The organism is Streptomyces manipurensis (assembly GCF_049570255.1).
GTDB lineage: Bacteria > Actinomycetota > Actinomycetes > Streptomycetales > Streptomycetaceae > Streptomyces > Streptomyces manipurensis.
The window spans coordinates 1,126,145-1,141,476 of sequence record NZ_CP186950.1 but is presented as its reverse complement, the minus strand read 5'-3'; the positions used below and the strand labels follow the sequence as shown (position 1 = coordinate 1,141,476).

The 15,332-nt window shown below is 76.6% G+C and carries 11 protein-coding genes and 1 pseudogene; 8 read left to right on the top strand and 4 right to left on the bottom strand.

The genetic code is table 11. The features are described from left to right. Nucleotides 1–32: 32 nt before the first annotated feature. Nucleotides 33–200, bottom strand: a pseudogene (locus tag ACPU2J_RS05285) (cysteine hydrolase); the annotation flags it as partial. Nucleotides 201–395: 195 nt separating this feature from the next. On the opposite strand from ACPU2J_RS05285, the gene ACPU2J_RS05280 reads away from it, so the two are divergent. Then, nucleotides 396–1,994 (top strand): SDR family oxidoreductase, encoded by a 1,599-nt coding sequence (locus ACPU2J_RS05280; RefSeq protein WP_420081519.1) that lies wholly within the window; start codon nt 396–398, stop codon nt 1,992–1,994. Beyond that, on the top strand, nt 1,991–3,364 hold the full coding sequence (locus ACPU2J_RS05275) for a cryptochrome/photolyase family protein (protein ID WP_423832864.1): 1,374 nt from the start codon (nt 1,991–1,993) through the stop codon (nt 3,362–3,364). Before ACPU2J_RS05280 ends, ACPU2J_RS05275 begins: the two co-directional genes overlap by 4 nt. Here ACPU2J_RS05275 and ACPU2J_RS05270 read toward each other — a convergent pair. Then, a complete protein-coding gene (locus ACPU2J_RS05270; RefSeq protein ID WP_423832863.1) occupies nt 3,355–4,323 on the bottom strand; it encodes a MerR family transcriptional regulator in 969 nt (322 codons plus the stop codon). The two genes, ACPU2J_RS05275 and ACPU2J_RS05270, sit on opposite strands and share 10 nt — an antisense overlap. Nucleotides 4,324–4,464: 141 nt before the next feature. Here ACPU2J_RS05270 and ACPU2J_RS05265 point away from each other — a divergent pair, with 141 nt between their 5' ends. Both ACPU2J_RS05265 and ACPU2J_RS05260 read left to right on the top strand, forming a co-directional pair. Next, nucleotides 4,465–5,061 (top strand): sigma-70 family RNA polymerase sigma factor, encoded by a 597-nt coding sequence (locus ACPU2J_RS05265; RefSeq protein ID WP_420081522.1) that lies wholly within the window; start codon nt 4,465–4,467, stop codon nt 5,059–5,061. A gap of 28 nt (nt 5,062–5,089) precedes the next feature. Then, nucleotides 5,090–5,761: a TetR/AcrR family transcriptional regulator gene (locus ACPU2J_RS05260; RefSeq protein WP_420081523.1), complete on the top strand. Its 672-nt coding sequence runs from the start codon at nt 5,090–5,092 to the stop codon at nt 5,759–5,761. A gap of 18 nt (nt 5,762–5,779) precedes the next feature. On the opposite strand, the gene ACPU2J_RS05255 is transcribed toward ACPU2J_RS05260, so the two are convergent. Then, nucleotides 5,780–6,502, bottom strand: a complete 723-nt coding sequence (locus ACPU2J_RS05255; RefSeq protein WP_423832862.1) for a DUF2993 domain-containing protein — start codon at nt 6,500–6,502, stop codon at nt 5,780–5,782. Between the two features lie 8 nt (nt 6,503–6,510). After that, the gene (locus tag ACPU2J_RS05250; protein WP_423832861.1) at nt 6,511–8,781 is read right to left on the bottom strand and encodes an MMPL family transporter; all 2,271 of its coding nucleotides are present in this window, start codon (nt 8,779–8,781) and stop codon (nt 6,511–6,513) included. A 283-nt stretch (nt 8,782–9,064) separates the two neighbouring features. On the opposite strand from ACPU2J_RS05250, the gene ACPU2J_RS05245 reads away from it, so the two are divergent. From ACPU2J_RS05245 to ACPU2J_RS05230, 4 genes are all read left to right on the top strand, one after another. Further along, the gene (locus tag ACPU2J_RS05245) at nt 9,065–10,012 is read left to right on the top strand and encodes a helix-turn-helix domain-containing protein (protein WP_423832860.1); all 948 of its coding nucleotides are present in this window, start codon (nt 9,065–9,067) and stop codon (nt 10,010–10,012) included. Between the two features lie 224 nt (nt 10,013–10,236). Next, complete coding sequence (locus ACPU2J_RS05240; RefSeq protein ID WP_391347581.1) at nt 10,237–11,364, top strand: sensor histidine kinase; 1,128 nt, start codon at nt 10,237–10,239, stop codon at nt 11,362–11,364. Next, nucleotides 11,352–12,071, top strand: coding sequence for a DNA-binding response regulator (locus ACPU2J_RS05235; protein WP_423832859.1), 720 nt, complete (start codon nt 11,352–11,354; stop codon nt 12,069–12,071). Before ACPU2J_RS05240 ends, ACPU2J_RS05235 begins: the two co-directional genes overlap by 13 nt. A gap of 105 nt (nt 12,072–12,176) precedes the next feature. After that, nucleotides 12,177–15,209 carry a helix-turn-helix transcriptional regulator gene (locus ACPU2J_RS05230; protein WP_423832858.1) on the top strand — a complete coding sequence of 1,011 codons (3,033 nt, stop codon included), beginning with the start codon at nt 12,177–12,179 and terminating at the stop codon, nt 15,207–15,209. Nucleotides 15,210–15,332 lie beyond the last annotated feature (123 nt).

Here is a 15,332-nt window from a genome sequence, read left to right as displayed (position 1 = left end):
AGGACGGGCCTCCGGCGGCGGGCGCGCGCAGGTCAGCCGAGGGCCGCGGCGGTGGGTACGACGACCCCGTACAGGTCGGCGATCGTCGCGAGCGCGGCCCGGTGGACCTGTACGGCCGGCAGCTCCCCGGCCACCGAGCGCAGCGGCCCGGTCGCGCAGGCGTCGGCGACCACCGTGGGCCGGTTGCCGCGCAGGAACGCCCACAGCACTCCCTGACGAGGGGCGCGCCGGCCGCGCGCCCGGCAGTCGATGTCCTGGCGGGTCCCGGGGCGGTGACGTATGGCAGCGCGGGGACCGCACGGGGCCATTCGGACCCACCGTGCATCCGTTCCGGGTGCCGGGGAGGAAAAGATGAGGGGAGACCACCCCGGCCGACGGCGGAACGGAGCACCTCGATGAGCGACACCCCAGGGCACGAAGCCGCAGCCCCCGGCCTGAACTGCCTCGTCACCGGCGCCACCGGCTACATCGGCGGCCGGCTCGTCCCGGAACTGCTCAAGGCCGGACACCGAGTGCGCTGCCTGGCGCGCACCCCGGAAAAACTCCGCGACCACCCCTGGGCGGGCCAGGTGGAGACCGTCCGCGGCGACGTCACGGACGCCGAGTCCCTCGCCCCCGCCCTCCAGGGCATCGACGTCGCCTACTACCTCGTCCACGCCCTCGACAGCGGGCGCGGCTTCGAGGCCACCGACCGCCGGGCCGCCCTCACCTTCGCCGAGCAGGCCCGCGCCGCCGGCGTCCGCCGCATCGTCTACCTCGGCGGGCTCATTCCGAACGGCGTACCCGACGCGGACCTCTCGCCGCACCTGCGCTCCCGCGCCGAGGTCGGCCGGATCTTCCTCGACTCCGGGGTCCCCACCGCCGTACTGCGCGCCGCGGTGATCATCGGATCCGGCTCGGCCTCCTTCGAGATGCTCCGCTACCTGACCGAGCGGCTCCCCGTGATGGTCACCCCGAGCTGGGTGCGCACCCGCATCCAGCCCATCGCCGTCCGGGACGTGCTGCGCTACCTCGTCGGCAGCGCCCGCATGCCCGAGCACGTCAACCGCGCCTTCGACATCGGCGGCCCCGACGTCCTCACCTACCTCGACATGATGCAGCGCTACGCCGCCGTCGACGGCCTGCCCCAGCGCCTGATCTTCCCCGTCCCGGTCCTCACCCCGCGCCTGTCCAGCCACTGGGTGGGGCTGGTCACCCCCGTGCCCCGGTCCATCGCCCGCCCCCTCGCGGAATCCCTGAAGCACGAGGTCGTCTGCGACGAGCACGACATCGCCACCTGGGTGCCGGACCCGCCCGGCACGCCGATCTCCTTCGACCGGGCGCTCTCGCTCGCCCTCCAGAAGGTCCGCGACGCCCAGGTGGTCACGCGCTGGTCCTCGGCGTCCTTCCCCGGCGCGCCGAGCGACCCGCTGCCCACCGACCCCGACTGGGCCGGCGGCAGCCTCTACACCGACGTCCGCGAACGCCTCGTCGACGCCCCGCCGCAGGCACTCTGGCGGGTCATCGAAGGCATAGGCGGAGAGAACGGCTGGTACTCCTTCCCGCTCGCCTGGGCCGTGCGCGGCTGGTTCGACCGGCTCGTCGGCGGCGTCGGGCTGCGCCGCGGCCGGCGGGACGCCACCCGCCTGCGGATCGGCGACTCGCTGGACTTCTGGCGGGTGGAGGAGATCGAACGCGGCCGGCTGCTCAGGCTGCGCGCCGAGATGCGCCTGCCCGGCCTCGCCTGGCTGGAGATGTACGCCGAGACCGACGACGAGGGCCGCACCCGCTACCGGCAGCGTGCTCTGTTCCACCCCCGCGGCCTGGCCGGCCACGCCTACTGGTGGAGCGTCTCGCCCTTCCACGCCGTGGTCTTCGGCGGCATGGCCCGCAACATCGCGCGGACGGCGGAGACGGCCCGTACGGCGACCGCACGGACCGGATCCGCCACCCGGCCCGCGGGGCGGCCCGCCCCGGGCGCGTCCGGCGCCGCCACCCCCGGAGCCGCGTCGTGAGCACTTCGGTCGTCCTCTACACCTCCGACCTGCGCGTCCACGACCACCCGCCGCTGCGCGCCGCCCTCGGCCCCGGCCGCGAAGTGGTCCCGCTCTTCGTCCGGGACCCGGCCGTCGACCGCGCCGGCTTCGCGGCCCCGAACCGGCTCGCCTTCCTCGCGGACTGCCTCGCGGACCTCGACACCGGGCTGCGCGAACGCGGCGGCCGGCTCGTCGTCCGCTCCGGCGACCCCGTCGCCGAGGTGTGCGCCGTCGCGCGGGAGGCGGACGCCGACGAGGTGCACGTCGCCGCCGGATGCAGCGCCTTCGCGAGCCACCGCGAGGGACGCCTGCGCCGCGCCCTGGAGGCCGAGGGCCGGCGCCTCCACGTCCACGACGGCGTCGTCACCGCCCTGCCCGCCGGGGCCGTGACGCCCAGCGGCTCCGACCACTTCGCCGTCTTCACCCCGTACTTCCGGCGCTGGTCGGCCGAAACCCTGCGCGCGCCGCTCGCCGCGCCGCGCGTGGTCCGCGTGCCGTCCGGGATCCGCTCCGAGGACCTCCCCTCCCGCACGACCGGCGGGCAGGTCTCCGAAGGCCTGGCCGCCGGGGGCGAGGAGGAGGGGCGCAAGCGGCTCGGCCGGTGGCTGGAACACCACGCCGACGCCTACGAGGACGGGCACGACGACCTCGCCGGGGACACCACCTCGCGCCTCTCGCCGTACATCCACTTCGGCGCGCTCTCGGCGGCCGAGGCCGTGCACCGGGCCCGCTCCCACGGCGGGGCGGGCGCCGAGGCCTTCGTCCGCCAGATCTGCTGGCGGGACTTCCACCACCAGCTCCTCGCCGCCCGGCCCGCCGCCGCCACGCACGACTACCGCACCCGCTCCGACCACTGGCGCGGCGGACGGCAGGCCGAAGCCGACCTGGAGGCCTGGAAGGAGGGGCGCACGGGATACCCGGTCGTGGACGCCGCCATGCGCCAGCTCGCCCACGAGGGCTGGATGCCGGGCCGCGGCAGACTGCTCGTCGCCTCCTTCCTCACCAAGACGCTCTACATCGACTGGCGGGCCGGAGCGCGGCACTTCCTGGACCTGCTGGTCGACGGGGACGTGGCGAACAACCAGCTGAACTGGCAGTGGATGGCCGGCACCGGCACCGACAGCCGCCCCAACCGCGTGCTCAACCCGGTGATCCAGGCCAAGCGGTACGACCCCCGGGGGGACTACGTGCGCCGCTGGCTCCCCGAACTCGCCGGGCTCGACGGCCCCGCCGTCCACGAGCCGTGGAAGCTGCCGGCGGCCGAACGGGCCCGCTACAACTATCCGGAGCCGCTGCTCGCGCTGCCCGACGGCCTGGCCCGCTTCCGCAAGGCCCGCGGTCAGGACTGAGCCGGGGCGCCGCGCCCCGGCGCGTACAGCCCGGCGAGGACGGCCAGCGCCTCCCGCAGCCCGCCCGGACGCAGCAGGCCCCGGTCGGGGGCGGGGCCGGCCCAGCCGGGGCCGGCCAGCAGCACCGCCGGCCGGGCCCGGGCGCCCTTGACCCCCCACATGGTGTCGGCGATCCGCCGGGCCAGCAGGGGGTGCGCGGTGCAGCGGGCCTGCGACCACAGCACCACCGCGGCGGGCCCGGTGCGGCGTACGGCCTGCTCCAGGGCCTCGGCCGGTACGGCCGCCCCCAGCATCATGGCGGGCAGCCCCAGCTCGGCGAGGGCCGCGGCGAGGGCTTCCAGGGCCAGCGTGTGCTGCTCACCGGGCACACAGGCGAGCAGCACCGGGGGAGTGCCGGGCCGGGTGCCCGGGGCCGGCGTCACCCGCCGCAACGCCGTCGACACGTGCCAGGACAGCAGGTGCTCGACCTCGACGTACCGTTCGCCGGACTTCTCCCACTTGCGTCCCACGGCGTGCAGCGCCGGAGCCATGACCTCCTCCCAGGCGGCGACCAGGCCGTGCCGGCCGATGGCCGCCCCCAGCGCGGCTTCCAGCGCCCCCGCGTCCAGCCGTACGGCGGCCCGCCCCAGGCCCCGGCACTCCTGGCGCACGTCGGCCGGGGGCGGCCCCTGCGGCGGGCCCGGCCGCGGGGCCCGCACGGGCCGGACGGGGGGCGGCGGCGTCGCCGTTCCGGCCAGGGCGGCGCGCGCGGCCTCCGCCGGGGGGACCCCCGAGGCGGTCAGCCGGCACATCTCCTGGAGCACGGAAAGATCCTCCGCCGTCCATCGTCGGTGCCGGCCGTCCTGCCGCGCGGCGGGGCCCAGGCCGTAGCGGCGGTCCCACGACCGCAGGGTCGTGGGGGCGACGCCCAGCCGGCGGGCCACGTCGCCGGTGGTCAGGCCGTGAGGAGACTCGGTCATGACTCCATGATGCGACGCACAAACGATGCGAGTGGTGCCGGGACGCGCCCACGCCGGAATCTTGGAGTGGCCCCGGGCCCCGGCCCGCGGGCATCCGTCCGCCGACCTGGCGGTCCACGTCGGGCCCGAGGAGCAGCCGCCATGACCGCGACGAGCGTCACCGCCCATCCGTCCCCCGCGCGCGGCGAGCGGCTCCTCGACCACGAGGTGGCCGAGGGCTTCGTGCGCGGCGAGGACGAGTGCCTGGCGATCGCGTACGAGCGCTGGGGCGGCCTGGTCCTCGCCCTCGCATCCCGCACCCTCGGCGACCCGCGGGAGGCGGAGGACATCGTCCAGCAGGTCTTCCTGGCCGCCTGGCGCGGCCGGGCCGGGTACCGGCCGGAGCGCGGGCCCCTCCCCGGCTGGCTGACCGGCATCACCCGGCGCAAGATCGCCGACGCTCTCTCGGCGCGCACCCGCAGGCTCGAACTGCTCGCCGCCGCGGGCGCCGCCCTGCCGCCGCCGGGCGAACCGGCGACCGGTCCCGAAGCGGTCCTCGACCGGCTCGTCGTCGCGGGGGAGCTGGCGAGGCTGCCCCGCCTCCAGCGCGAGGTGCTCGCCATGGCCTTCTACGGGGACCTCACCCAGGTGCAGATCGCCGAGCGCACCGGAATGCCCCTCGGCACGGTGAAGAGCCACGCCCGCAGGGGACTGCACCGGATGCGGGACCGCCTCGGCCCCGCGTCCCGGCGTCCGTAGTGCGGCGCACCCCCGCGGGGGTGCGAAGATGCTCCGGAGGCGTGCGGCGGAGGGAGCGGTGGTGGCGGACGCGGACGAGCGGGTGCCCGACGCCGGCACCGCCCGGGTCGACGGGCGGACCGAACGCGGACGCCGTACCCGCGAGAAGATCGCCGACGCCCTGCTGTCCCTGCTCGACGAGGGCGTGGTGGAGTTCCCGGCCGAGCGGGTGGCCGAACGCGCCGGGGTCTCCCGGCGGCTGGTCTTCCACCACTTCGCGGACATGTCCCAGCTGATCGACCTCGCCGTCACCCGCAGACTGGAACAACTGGCCGACCAGGTGCGGCCGTTGCCCGTCTCCGGACCCCGTGCCACCCGGGTGGGCGCACTGGTCGAGCAGCGGGCGAGGATCCTGGAGTGGATCACCCCCGCCCGGCTGACCCTGATGCGGATCGAACACCCCTCGCCGCGCATCCAGCAGGTCACCGACGAGGCCTTCGCCGAAGCCCGGCTGCGGGTCGCGGAGATCTTCGCGGAGGAGCTCGGCCGCCTCGACGCCCACCGTGCGGCCGAGCTGCTGGACGGCCTGGACGCCGTCACCACGTGGGGTGCCTGGCACCACTGGCGCACCAGCGGGAAGAGCCAGGAGCAGGCCCGCGCGGCGATGGAGGCCACCGTGCTGAACCTGCTGGCCGCGGGAGACCGCCCGCCGGCCGCCTGAGCCGGTACGCCGTCGTGCTCAGGCCGGGACGACGTCCTCGGCGTGCGCGCTCACCGTCACCCCGTCTGCACCCACCGAGATCCCCGACGCCCGCAGGCCGAGGGGGAGTTCGGGCAGCGTACGGGTCTGCCGGGCGAGCGCCTGGGCGATGAGCGGGTTGGCGGGATCGACGGGCCGTCCGGCCACCGAGGCCGACGCCGGGCGCAGCGAGACCACGCCGTCGCGGAGCTCGACGTCGGCGGTCAGCACCAGCGGCGCGCCCAGCACGGTGCGCCGGATCAGCAGCCGGCCGTCGCCCGCGTCGGAGACCGTGGTGCTCCCGTCGGGCCCGTCGCCCAGGGTGGCGTACGGGGCGGTGAACCGGGCCGTGGCCGAGTCCGCCCGGTAGGAGTCGCCCGTGCGGACGACGTGGTCGAGGGCGACGTCGGCCTTGATCCTGGCCCCGCCGGCCGTGGCGTCGGCGCGCACCCGCACCTCGGGGAAGACGCCCCGCGAGGCCTGGAGGAGGAAGGGGGTCCCCGCGATGGAGACCTCCGGCGGCCCCGCCAGGCCCGGCTGCCGTCCGGCGATCCGCTCCGCGAGCCGGTCCTCGGCCAGGCCGCGGGCCAGCACGTCGGTCACGGGCAGGGCGAGCAGCAGCGCGCCGGCCGCGCAGGCGGCGACCAGGGTGCGTCCGCGCCGACGGGGCGCGGGGCGGGCGGGCGCCCCTGCGGGGCGGCGGGCAGCGGTGCGGGAGAGCATGCGGGACCTCACCGGGTGGGAAGGGGGACGGTGGTCGCGTCGGATCCGGCGGTGTCCGGGCCGGCCGGACGGGTGTGGGCGGCGCCCTCGATGTCGAGCTCGGGGAGGAACCGGTCGAGGCGGCGGGGCAGCCACCAGCCGCGGTCCCCGAGCAGGGCCATGGTGGCGGGCACGAGCAGCCCGCGGACGACGGTGACGTCGAGGGCGACGGCGGCGGCGAGTCCGGTGCCGAACATCTTCACCACGGGGTCGTCGGAGAGCAGGTAGGCGAGGAAGACGCTGACCATGATCAGCGCGGCGGAGGTGATGATCCGCCCGGTGGAGGCGAGGCCGGCCACCACCGCCCGCCGGCCGTCCCGGCAGGCCAGCCACTGCTCGCGGACCGAGGTCAGGAGGAAGACCTCGTAGTCCATCGAGAGTCCGAAGAGGACGGCGAACATCAGCAGGGGGACGTAGCCGGGTACGGGCACCGGTCCCTCCAGGCCGATGAGGCCGGCGCCCCATCCCCACGGGAACACCGCGGTCAGCACCCCGTACGCGGCGGCCACCGACAGCAGGTTCAGCACGGCGGCCTTCAGGGCGAGCAGCGGGGAGCGGAAGGCCGCCAGCAGGAGCAGCCCGGCGACGAGCACCACGGTCCCGATCACGGCGGGCATCCGGTCGGCGAGCCGGTCGTTGAGGTCGCCGGCGGCCGCGGCCGCTCCGCCGACGTGGGCCGTCCCGGCCCCGTCGGCGGTGGCCGCGGGCAGTACGTCCTGCCGCAGGGTGTCGACGAGCCGGGCGGTCGCCGGGTCGCCGGGTGCGGTGGCGGGCGTGACCTGCCAGCGGACGGTGCGTCCGTCGGCCGCGATCCGGGCCGGGCTCACGGAGGCCACGCCGGGCGTGCCGGCCAGTGCGGCGGATACCTTCGTGACGCGGGCGTCCTGCGGTCCGGCGGCCGGGGCCGCGAGGCTGTCGGTCACCTGGAGGGGGCCGTTGGCGCCGGGGCCGAAGGCGTCGGAGAGCCGCTCGTACGCGGTGCGGCTCGCGCTCCCGGCCGGTTTGTCGCCCGCGTCCAGCTGGCCGAACTCCAGCCGGGTGGCGGGCGCCGCGAGCAGCAGGAGCAGTGCGAGCCCGGCGAACAGGTGGCGCCAGGGGCGGGCCGTGACCCGTTCGGCGATCCGCTGCCAGCCGTGCGCGGAGGAGTCCCCGTCCGGCGTGCCGTGGCTGCCGTCCTCCGTTCCGTGTGTGCCGTCCTCCCGGTCCGTGCCGTGCGGGGCGGGCGGCGGGGCCTCGCCGAGGAACGGGGCCAGCAGGGCCAGCAGGGCGGGGAGCAGGGTGAGGGCCGCCGCCACCGCGATCAGGACCGCGACCGCCGGAGCCAGGGCCAGGGCGTGCAGCAGCGGCAGCCCGCCGAGCGCGAGCCCGGCCAGCGCCGCGATCACGGCGCACCCGGCGAAGGCCGAGGCCTTCCCCGCGGTCGCGGTGGCGAGGGCCGCGGCGTCTACCGCCGCGAGGCCCGCTCCGCGGAACTCGCGGAAGCGGGTCAGGCAGAAGAGCGTGTAGTCGATGCCCACGCCGAGGCCGATCATCGCCGCGATGGTCGTGGCGGAGGACGGCATGTCCATCAGGTGTCCGGCCAGGCCGATCACGGCCAGGGACGCCACCAGCCCGACGACCCCCACCGCCAGGGGCAGTCCGGCGGCGGCCGCCTTGCGGAAGCCCAGGAAGAGGATGACCGCGGCGGCGCCGAGCCCGATCAGCTCGCTGTGCCCGGTGTCGGGCCGGTCCACGGCGGCGCCGAGGTCGCCGCCCGGGGTGACCTCGATCCCGGCGGTCCGGGCCGGCGCCCCGGCGTCGGTGATCCGCTGCGACAGCTCGGGGGTGATGTCCCGGCCGGTGACGTCCAGGCCGACGGAGAGGTAGGCCGTGCGGCCGTCCGCGCTCATCGCGCCGGCGCCGGCCGCCTCGTAGGGCGTGACGACGCTCACCACGTGGGGCACCTCGGCGATGGCCCGCGCGCTCTGTTCGACGGCGGCCCGGGAGGCGTCGCCGGACAGTGCCGTGCCTTCCGCCCCGATGTGCAGGACGAGCGGCTGTCCCCCGGAGGCGGGTCCGGGGAACGCCGCCGCCGCGGTGTCGAGGGCGGCCTGGCTGTCGCTGCCGGGGATGGTCACCGCCTCGCTGGTGACGCGCCCGTACGCCAGGACCGCGCCGCCGAGCACGAGGAGCAGCACCAGCCAGGCCCCGATCACCCGTCTCGGGCGGCTGGCGCACCAGCGTCCCGTCCTCAGGAACATAAGGCCCTCCGTCGGTCGGACGGCGGCCCGCCGGGGCGGCACGCCGTCGAAGATATTGCACTTGCCGTGCAGCTTTGGCTTACGCTTGCACTCGGAGTGCAAGAATGTCAATCGAGGTGCGTGCCGCCGCGCGCTCCGCGGTCGCGGCCGGCCCTCGCGGCCCGCAGAGAGGACCGCGGAGAGGGCCGTGTGGAGGACTGCGAGGAGGCCCGCGCAACACGACCGGAACGGGGGGCAGTTCGGCCATGGGAGGGGGAGGGGCGCCACCCGTAGACTTCCGGATATGCCCACCATCGCCCTGCCCACCGCCGGCGATCTCCTGCACTTCGAACTGGCAGTGGCCTACGAGATCTTCGGCAACCCTCCGCGCGAGGCCGCGCGGGGCTGGTACGACGTCGTGCTCTGCGGGCCGGGGCCGGTGCGCGTCGGCCCCTTCACCGTGGAACCCGACCACGGGCTGGAGCACCTGGCCGCAGCCGACACCGTGATCGTGCCCGCGTGCGCCGATGTCGACCAGTCGCCCCCGGCGGAGCTCGTCGAAGCCGTCCGCGCGGCCCACGAGGCCGGTGCCCGGATCGCCTCCCTCTGCACCGGAGCCTTCGTGCTCGGCGCCGCGGGCCTCCTCGACGGCCGCAGCGCCACCACCCACTGGGCGCACACCGCCGAACTCGCCGCGCGCCACCCCCTGGCCCGCGTCGACGCCGACGTGCTCTACACCGACAACGGCAGCGTGCTGACGGCCGCGGGCAAGGCCGCGGCCGTCGACCTCTGCCTCCACCTGATCCACCTCGACCACGGCGCCGCGATCGCCAACTCCGTCGCCCGGCGGCTCGTGATGTCCCCCCACCGGCGCGGCGGCCAGGCCCAGTTCGTCACCACCCCCGTCCAGGCCACCACCGACCACGCCCTCACCGACCTGCTGGCCTGGGCGCAGCAGCGCCTGGACCGGCCGCTCACCGTGACCGACCTGGCCCGCCGGGCCCACACCGGACCCCGCAACCTCGGCAGGCGGTTCCGGGACGTGGTCGGCCAGACGCCCATGCAATGGCTCCTCGCCCAGCGCGTGCGCCGCGCCCAGGAGCTGCTGGAGGCCACCGACGAGAGCGTCGAGGCGATCGCCCGGGCCACCGGCATGGGCACGGCGACGACCCTGCGGCGCCAGTTCAAGCGGATCGTCGGCGTCCCGCCCGCCGACTACCGCCGCTCCTTCCGCGGCGCCCGGTCCACCTGATCCGGCCAAGACCGCCCGGAGGCCGGGAACACACCTTTTTCGGCGTCCGCCCACTGGGGCAAAATGCCTGGTGTTCACTGGCAATCGCGGGCTGCGCGGCCCACCCCGCACCCCACGGTACGACTCCGGGATCCACGCGGTGCCATCGGTACGGGAAGGTCGGGGCCATGGCGTTGCAGTCCTTGCACATACGCCGCTTACGCGTACCGCGGAAGACGACCGCGGTGACGTCGGGGCGGCAACGGGCCCAGTCCTTCCTCATCGTGGCCACCCTGCTCTACCGCGCCAGCCACCTGGCGGTCGGTGTCCTCGCCGTCGTCCGCCGCCCCACCGACCAGCCCCTGCCGTACGTGGGGATCGTGCTGGCCCTGGCCCTCAGCGGCCTCACCTACGGCGCGGCCCTGCGCCGCGGCCGGTTCGACGCGCGGCACATCTGGGCGGACGTCGTCGTCACCGGTTGTGTGCTCCCCCTGGCCCTGATCGCCTGGGGAGGCGTGAGCACACCGCCCGCCCTCGGCTGGGCGATGCTGCTCGGCGGATCGGCGAGCGCCGCGGCGGCCATCGCCCTGGACCGGCTGCACGCCGTCGCCGTCGTCGCGCTCCTCCTGCTCAGCCACTTCATCGGCTACCAGGCCGTCGGCGCGAGCTCCGCCGTGATCGCCGGCCACCTCAACTCCCTCGTCTCCTCCGCCGTGATGACCTGGGTCTTCCGGTGGTACCTGCTCCGCCAGGGCAGCCTCCTCGACGAGGCCAACGCCCGCGCCCTGGCCGCCGAGGCCCACAAGGCCCGCTACGCCGAGCGGCTGGAGCACCACCGGGCCCTGCACGACACCGTCCTTGCCACCCTGACCACCCTCGCCGCCGGTTCGGTCGACGCCAACGCCCCCGAGGTGCGCGCCCGGTGCGCGCGCGAGGCCGCGTACCTGCGCCGGCTGATCCAGCAGACCGCCGACGAGGTCCAGCACCGGGAGATCGGCACCGCCCTGGAGGAGGCCGTCGGTTCCGTCGAGGGCCTGCAACTGCGGGTCACCGCCCAGTACCACCGCCTGCCCCAGGTGCCGCCCGCCGTCGCCGCCGCCCTCGGCGACGCCGTACGGGAAGCCCTGAACAACGTGCGCCGGCACGCCGGAACCGGCCACGCGTACCTGACCGCGACCGCGGACCCGGACGGACGCGGGGGAGCCCTCGTCACCGTGGTCGACCGCGGTCCCGGCTTCGACCCGGAGAACTGCACGCCCGGTCTCGGGCTGCGCGGATCGGTCCACGCCCGGATGGCGGAGGTGGGCGGCCGCGCGACCGTGGACAGCGCCCCCGGTGAAGGCGTACGGGTGGAGCTGAGATGGCCCGGCTGATCAGCGTGGCCGTGGTCGACGACGACCGGATGCTCCGCGACGGCCTGAGCGCCTGGCTGGACGGTGTCCCCGAACTGCGCCTCGTCGCGACCGCGGCCACCGTCACCGAACTCCTCGGCGCCCCGGCCCCCGCCGTCCCGGCAGCCCCCGCCGTCCCGGCAGACCGCGCGGACCCGCGCCCCCCGGACCCGGCCGTCCCCGCGGCCCGCGCCCCTGCCGACGTCGTCCTGCTCGATCTCCTCCTGCGGGACGGCTCCGACCCCGCCGACAACATCCGCCGGGTGCTCCGCACCGGCAGCCGCGTCCTGATGATCAGCACCGTTCCCGACCGCTCCCGGATCATCGAGGCGATCCGGGCCGGCGCCGACGGGTACCTGACCAAGGACCACGACCTCCCCACCCTGGTCGCCGCCGTCAAGGACCTCGCCGCGGGCCGCGGCGCCCACTCCGCGGAGCTCGCCTTCGCCTGCGCGTACGACGACAGCCCCGCCCGCCCCCGCCTCTCCCCCCGGGAGCGGGAGATCCTCCTGGACTACGCGTCCGGGATGACCCTCAAGTCGGCCGCGCGCCGCGCCGGCATCACCGTGCACACGGCCAAGGACTACCTGGACCGCGTCAAGGCCAAGTACCAGCAGGCGGGCAGGCCCACCTACACCAAGCTCGACCTCGCCCAGCGGGTACGGGAGGACAGCCTCGACGCCGGGTGACCCCCCGCGCAAGCCCCCCAAACGGACGGCTTCAGACCGCGCCCGCCCCCTGCGTACCGTCGTCCCGGCGGCGCCTCGGACGGCCCGCCGGGAAGGGGAGAGCCGGTGTCCGCACCCAGGCCGGCACGGCCGGCCCACGACCGCACCGCACGGGTCCACCACGGTGGACCCGTGCCCGCGCAGGGCGAACTCGTCGGCCGCGCGGCCGAGACGGAACGGATCGCCGCACTGCTCAGCGCCGCACGGACCGGACGGGGCGGCGCGCTGTTCGTCACCGGCGAGCCCGGCGTCGGCAAGACGCGGCTCGCCGCCGAGGCCCTCGCCGCGGCCGCCGCCACCGACATGGTCATCCTCCGGGGACGCGCCAGCACCCTGGGCCCCACCGTCCCCCACCGGCCGTTCGTCGAGGCGCTGCTGCTCCTGGCCCGCGCCGGCCTGCTGCCCGAAGCGGACGCACTCGGCCCCTACGCGCCCGTCCTCACCGGGCTGCTCGGCGCCGCCCCCGAGACCGGCGGCCCCGCCGTCCCGCACCTCGTCGTCGGCGAGGCGATCCTGCGCCTGCTCGCCGCCGTCGGACGGCAGCGGGGCTGCCTGCTCGTCCTGGACGACCTGCACGACGCGGACCCCGGGACCCTCGCCGTGCTGGAGTACCTCCTCGACCACGTCGGACAGCAGCCCGCCGCCCTCCTGCTGGTCGCGGGCCGCAGCCCCCGGGCGGCGGCCGACCTGGCCACCCGGGCCCGGCAACGCGGCGCCGCGGGGGTCCTCGAACTGCGGCCCCTCAGCCGCTCCGACGTCCACCTGCTCGTCGCGGCCGAGCTCGGCGCCGCACCCGCCGACGTACGCCCCGAGCTCGTCCGCCGCGCCGTCGACGGCAGCGCCGGGATCCCCTTCGTGGTCAAGGAACTGGTCAAGGAACTGGTCAAGGACTTCCCCCGCGAACCGGCCGGCCTCCAGGACACCGCGCCCCACGACCCCACCCGGCCCCCCGGCCGCCACCGCCCCGCCCGTCGGGGCGGCCCCGGCAGCCCCGCGGCACCCGTCGCCGTCCCCGCCACCGTCGCCGACGACGTACGCCGCCGGGTCGACGCCCTCGGCCCCGTCGGCGCCGAACTCCTGTGCACCGCGGCCCTCTTCGGTACCCGCTTCCCGCTGCCCGTCCTGGAACGCGCCGCGGGCGGCGACCACCACGAGGTGTCCGCCGCGCTCCGGGCCGCGCTCGCCACCTGCCTCATCACCCCCGCCGGCCCCGACGCGCACTGGTACGCCTTCCGCTACCCGCTCGCCGCCGAAGCCCTGCTGGACGGCCTGGGGCCGGGAGGCCGCGCCCGGTACGCCCGCCGCGCCGCCCGCGCCGTGGCGGAGCTCCACCCCGGGCTGCCCGGCCCGTGGTGCGCCCGCGCGGCCCGGCTGCACGAGCACGCCGGGGACACCGACGAAGCCCTGCACCTGTACTGCGACGCCGCACGGCGGGCCCTGGAGGAGACCGAGGTCGCCCACGCCGTCGACCTCCTGACCCGCGCCCACCGGCTGCTCGGACCCGGCAGCGCACCCGAGCGGCGCGCGACCGTGCTGGAACTGCTTCTCGACGCCGTCGCCCGGTCGGCCCGCTTCGACCGGCTGCCGGCACCGCTCTCGGCCCCGGAACCGCTCGGCGCCGGCGCACACGCCGTACCGGCCGGCCGGCGGGCCCGCCTCCACGCCCGGCTCAGCGACATCGCCACCCTGATGGGCGACCCGGTGCAGGCCCAGCAGCACCTCGACACCGCCCGCTCGCTGCTCGGCGACCGGCCGGAGCCCGCCGACCGCGCCGCCGTCGACCTCGCCGCCGTGCACGTGGCACTGGGCCGCCCCGCGCCCGACCGGCTGCGCACCGCCGCCGGGTTCGCCCGCGACGCGGTGGACGCGGCCCGGCGCGGAAGCCTGCCCGACGTCGCGTGCGCCGCCCTGCTGCTGCTCGGCCGGCTGGCCGGGGACCGGGACGAGGCCACGGCCACCGCCCACTTCGAACGGGCCCGTACGATCGCCCTCGCCTACCGGCTCCCCGTCCCGCGCGTCACGGCCGACGTCCACCTGGCCATCACGGCGACCGGCCTGGACGGCCGTCCCGCACGCCTGGAACGGGCCCGGGAGGAAGCCCTGCGCACGGGCCTCCTCCCGCTCGCGCACGAGGCCGGCTTCGCCCTCGCCCTGGAGCGGATCCGGCGTTGCGAGTTCGACGCGGCGGCGGCCGGCGTCCGCGAGGGCGCCGCGGAGGCCTCCCGGCTGGGACTGGGCCGCTCCCTGGCCCGGATGCGACTGGCCGAAGCCGTCGGCCACGCCCACCAGGGCAGACGCGCCGAGATGCTCGGGGCGCTGGAGCGGCTGGAACCGCTGCTCGACGCCGCCCCCGGGCTGCGCTCCCTCGCGTACGGCCAGGCCCGGGCGTTCTGCTCGCTGCTGGAGGAACGGCACGACGCGGCGGAGCGGGAACTCGCGCAGGCCGTCGCCTACGACACGGAGAACCCCACCACCGCGGACTACGGCCGGGACGGCATCATCCTGCTGCTCGGCGTCCTCGCGGGACGGCTGGGCCGCGGCCACCGCGCCGAGGCCGAGCGGGCGGGCGCCGCCGGCACCCGCTGGAACCGGCAGTTCGCCGGCCTGGCGCACGCCGTACTGCTCGGGCGCGAGGGCCGCCGCGAGGAAGCCGCGGCCGCGGCGGACCGGGCGCTGGAGGCGGCCGGACCCCACCCCATGGCGCGCCGGCTCGGTCTGCGCCTGGTGGCCCGGCCGGCCCACGAGGACGGCTGGGGCACACCGGTGGAGTGGCTGCGCGAGGCCGAGGAGTACTTCCACGGCGCGGGCCTGCGTGCGGCGGCCGGCGCGGGACGGGCCCTGCTGCGCGGGATGGGCGCCTCCGTCCGCCAGCGCCGCACGGGCACCGAGCGGGTTCCCCCGGACCTGCGCCGGTCCGGCATCACCGTCCGCGAGTTCGAGGTGGCCCGGCTCGTCGCCGAGCGCATCAGCAACAAGGACATCGCGGGGCGGTTGCACATCTCGCACCGCACGGTGGAGAAGCACGTGGCGAGCCTCCTGCACAAGACCGGCCACCCGAACCGCGGCGCCTTCGCCACCGCCGCCCGCGACCTCGTCTGAGGCCCCGTTCAGGGCCCCGTACGGGGCCCGCTGCGGGGAAGTCGCCCCGTACCACGCCCCCTCCGCGTGGTACGGGTTCCCTCCCCTCGGACTCCGGCGGCTCCCCTGCGGTCGCCGGAGCCG

Bases quoted from the DNA above. Each gene is read 5' to 3' on its own strand.
- ACPU2J_RS05265 (WP_420081522.1), top strand. From the start codon at position 4,465: ATGACCGCGACGAGCGTCACCGCCCATCCGTCCCCCGCGCGCGGCGAG.
- ACPU2J_RS05250 (WP_423832861.1), bottom strand. From the start codon at position 8,781: ATGTTCCTGAGGACGGGACGCTGGTGCGCCAGCCGCCCGAGACGGGTG.
- ACPU2J_RS05245 (WP_423832860.1), top strand. From the start codon at position 9,065: ATGCCCACCATCGCCCTGCCCACCGCCGGCGATCTCCTGCACTTCGAA.
- ACPU2J_RS05270 (WP_423832863.1), bottom strand. From the start codon at position 4,323: ATGACCGAGTCTCCTCACGGCCTGACCACCGGCGACGTGGCCCGCCGG.
- ACPU2J_RS05260 (WP_420081523.1), top strand. From the start codon at position 5,090: ATGCTCCGGAGGCGTGCGGCGGAGGGAGCGGTGGTGGCGGACGCGGAC.
- ACPU2J_RS05235 (WP_423832859.1), top strand. From the start codon at position 11,352: ATGGCCCGGCTGATCAGCGTGGCCGTGGTCGACGACGACCGGATGCTC.
- ACPU2J_RS05280 (WP_420081519.1), top strand. From the start codon at position 396: ATGAGCGACACCCCAGGGCACGAAGCCGCAGCCCCCGGCCTGAACTGC.
- ACPU2J_RS05255 (WP_423832862.1), bottom strand. From the start codon at position 6,502: ATGCTCTCCCGCACCGCTGCCCGCCGCCCCGCAGGGGCGCCCGCCCGC.